General features: G+C 63.5%; 1 protein-coding gene. It reads right to left on the reverse strand.

Annotation, left to right across the window (positions count from 1 at the left end):
* Positions 1-478: hypothetical protein (locus tag NW858_RS13045; RefSeq protein WP_414520651.1), on the reverse strand; the 478-nt coding region annotated here is incomplete at its 3' end.
* Positions 479-531 lie beyond the last annotated feature (53 nt).

Here is a 531-nt window from a genome sequence, read left to right on the forward strand (position 1 = left end):
CCCCGGCGGCGGCCCCCGGCAAGAACCCTTCCAGACGCAGTTGTAGGGGGGGGAACTGCTTGTTCCATTGGGGCTTGCGCCGGAGCGTCACCCAGATGAAGCCGTCGTGGGGCTCGACGATGCCGCGAATGTTAAAGCCCTCCTCTGCATCCTCAGGGGCAGGCAGAAAGGGCTCGTCCTCTAGATCTGGATCTTGCTCCTCCTCCGGCAAGGCCAGGATGCGGATAACGCTCAGGCCCAAGGTGCCGCCCGACCGCGGCTGCGGCTGCACGTAGTACCAGTAAGTGTGGCCGCTCTCGATGCAATAGGTGAAAGGGCGCAGCAGCTCGGCACGGCCAGGGGTGGCTGGATACTCTACGCCATCGGTGGCAACCAGCGTCGCCTGGGCGTAGGTCTCTGGGATCGATTTGAGGGATCCCTTGATCAAGCCCAGCGCGCGGAACTGGTAGGGGTGGGCGGGCGGGGGCAGTGGATTCATAGGACTCAGTGACAGGATGGGAGGCCACAAGCGTAGGGTCTACAAGTCTATCT

The sequence above is a fragment of the Synechococcus sp. H55.10 genome (genome assembly GCF_047502715.1).
In the GTDB taxonomy this organism is placed as follows: Bacteria; Cyanobacteriota; Cyanobacteriia; order Thermostichales; family Thermostichaceae; genus Thermostichus.